The sequence below is a fragment of the Streptococcus sp. 339 genome, assembly GCF_013277285.1.
Lineage (GTDB): Bacteria > Bacillota > Bacilli > Lactobacillales > Streptococcaceae > Streptococcus > Streptococcus pseudopneumoniae.
The window spans coordinates 49,123-52,136 of the sequence record NZ_VMMR01000049.1 but is presented as its reverse complement, the minus strand read 5'-3'; the positions used below and the strand labels follow the sequence as shown (position 1 = coordinate 52,136).

Below are 3,014 nucleotides of genomic sequence, written 5' to 3'. Positions count from 1 at the left end.
CAGTGACCATATCTACGGTAAGGCGACGCTGACGTGGTTTGAAGAGATTTTCGAAGAGTATTACTTTCTGAATTTCTCAGTCTTGTCCTATATAGGGGACAAGGAGATTTCGCTTGAGTCTGCTTACAAATAAACGAAAAGAAAGATAAAGAATAATGAAAATTGGTCAACGAATGATGCGCTTTGGCATAAAAAAATTAAGTATCGGAGTTGTATCTGTTGCAGTCGGCTTTGCATTTCTAGCTCCAGCTGGAATTTCAGCCAATGAACTACAGCAAGATGTAACATCTGAAGTGGCAACAAGAGTGCTAGATCCTAAGGAGGAATTGAGAGAGCCGGAAAATGCTACTCCAAAACTAGAAACTCCTCTTAGAGAGGAGTCAAGACTAGCTCCTCAAACGCTTCCGGAAGCAAGTGAAGTTCTTGAAAACAAAAGGGAAGAGTCAAAAGTAGAGATAACCGAGCCAGCTCAATACTTACCTATTCTTGCTCCTGTAGAAGAAACTAAAGAAGAAGCTGTGACAGAAAAACCAACAAATACTCGTTCTCTAACAGCAGAAGATTTGGTGAAGATTTCCAAAGGGGAATTGCATTTAGAAAATGATTTGATTGATGAATCTCTCTACGGTGAAAAAGTTCTTGATTTGGAAGGGGATGATGACCAAGATGGCATCAAAAACAAAGATGAACTTTATGTGTACAACAAAGATGGTAAGGATTATCTAGGATATAACAGTCATCCCTTGCTAGCAGACAGTGATGGGGATGGTTTGGCAGATGGAGAAGATGACAATAAGAAAGAATGGTATGTCACAGACCGTGATTCTCTTCTCTTTATGGAGTTAGCCTATCGAGACGATGATTATATTGAGAAAATTTTAGATCATAAGAATCCTTTCCCTAGTCTCTATCTTGACCGTCAAGAATACAAACTCATGCACAATGAATTGGCTTCTTTCTTATTTGAGACCAAGAGCGACCTTCCTTATCTCAAAGATGGAACGGTGCACATGTTGGCTATACGTGGAACAAGACGGAATGATGCAAAAGATTTAAGTGCAGATTTTGTTTTGTTAGGAGGAAATAAACCAGCGCAAGCGGATGATATCCGCAAGGTTGTTGGGGAATTAGCCAAGGATACAAGTATTACCAAGTTGTATATGACAGGCCATTCTCTTGGAGGCTACCTAGCTCAGATTGCAGCGGTTGAAGCTTACCAAAAATATCCTGATTTTTATAACCATGTATTGCGAAAAGTGACGACTTTCAGTGCGCCTAAAGTGATTACTTCCAGAGCGGTTTGGAATGCTGAGAATGATTTCTGGGATGTTGGTTTGGAAAGCCGTAAATTAGCTGTTAGTGGAAAAATTAAGCATTATGTGGTTGATAATGATAATGTTGTGACTCCCTTGATTCATAACGATCGTGATATTGTTACATTTACAGGTAATTCACGCTTTAAACACCGTTCTCGTGGCTATTTTGAAAGTCGAATGAATGATATTCCTAACTTTAATATTGGTAAACGAACTACCTTGGATAAACATGGTTATCGTGATCCAAAATTGGATAAAGTGCGATTCTTTAAGAAACAGGCTCTGCCCCAATCTTCTAGTCAACCAAGCGCGGAACCAATGGAAAATATTACCTTAGGGAAACAGGTTACTCAAAGTTCGACAGCTTTCGAAGGAGATGCTAGAAGAGCTGTGGATGGCAAAGTTGATGGTAACTATGGTCACAATTCTGTCACTCATACCAACTTCCAATCTAAGCCTTGGTGGCAAGTAGATTTGGCTAAAGAAGAAACCATTCGCCAAATCAATATTTACAACCGAACAGACACTGCCCAGGATAGATTGGCAAACTTTGATGTCATTCTGTTAGACAGTTCTGGTAAAGAAATTGAGAGAAAACGAATAACATCTCTTAAAGATGTGTCAGCACAAATTGCGATTAACCATAAAAAAGCGCGCTATGTTCGGATTGAGCTAGAAGGCTATAATGCCCTCAGTCTTGCAGAAGTCCAAGTATATCGTGCTGAGAATATCGCTTGGAAAAAACAAGCTAAGCAAAGTTCTACTGATTTTGGTGGAGATGCTAGTCGTGCCTTGGATGGCAATACCAATAGTAGTTATAGCCAGCAATCAATTACCCATACAAAATTTGAAAACCAGCCTTGGTGGGAAGTTGATTTAGGTCGTACAGAACAGGTAGGACTTGTTCGCCTTCATAACCGTGGGGATGGAGAGCTTTCTAAACGTCTGTCAGACTTTGATGTGATTTTATATGATGAAAAAGGGAAAGAAGTTGCTAGACAGTATGTTGCTAAACTTGACGGAACGAGCTTGGATGTTCAATTAAATGGGAAATTGGGACGCCGTGTTCGTGTGCAACTACGTAAGAACAATCAAGCCCTCAGTCTTGCAGAAGTAGAAGTTTTCCGCTTTATCGCTACGAATGGTGAGACGGCGACACAAGTTTCTAAGCCAGTTCAACCAATCAGTCAAACGCCTGTGAAAGACAAAACATTGACAATTCAACATAGTGGAGCTTATATTGCCCGCTACTCTATAACTTGGGAAGAAGTTACAGTAGACAAAGATGGAAACCAAGTTGTTCGTAGTCGTTCTTGGGAAGGAAACGGTCGCAACCAGACTGCAGGTTTTGTCCTCAACCTCCCAATCAAAGGAAACATGAGAAATCTGCGAATTAAGATTGAGAAAAAGACAGGTCTACTATGGAATAGATGGCAAACAATCTATGAAAACAGACCAATTTTAGCTCAACCCCACCGTAAAATTACCCATTGGGGAACAACATTAAATTCTAAGATTTCTGATGACGATGTCTTGTAAAAAATCCTACTATTCAAGAATGAGATGATTTAGTTTATAAGAAAGTACTACCTGAGCTTGAATAGAACTCAGGTAGCTATCTGTGAGAGAACAAAATTAATACTCAATGAAAATCAAAGAGCAAACTAGGAAACTAGCCACAGGCTGCTCAAAGCACTG

Annotated in this window: 1 protein-coding gene and 1 pseudogene; both read left to right on the top strand. The window is 39.8% G+C overall.

Features of this window, described 5'->3' with window-relative positions; translation table 11 throughout:
• Positions 1–155 precede the first annotated feature (155 nt).
• Positions 156–1,943 (top strand): annotated as a pseudogene (locus HT736_RS11970) (discoidin domain-containing protein); the annotation flags it as partial.
• Positions 1,935–2,855, top strand: coding sequence for a thiol-activated cytolysin C-terminal domain-containing protein (locus HT736_RS12085; RefSeq protein WP_283225753.1), 921 nt, complete (start codon positions 1,935–1,937; stop codon positions 2,853–2,855). The pseudogene HT736_RS11970 and the gene HT736_RS12085, both read left to right, overlap by 9 nt.
• Positions 2,856–3,014 lie beyond the last annotated feature (159 nt).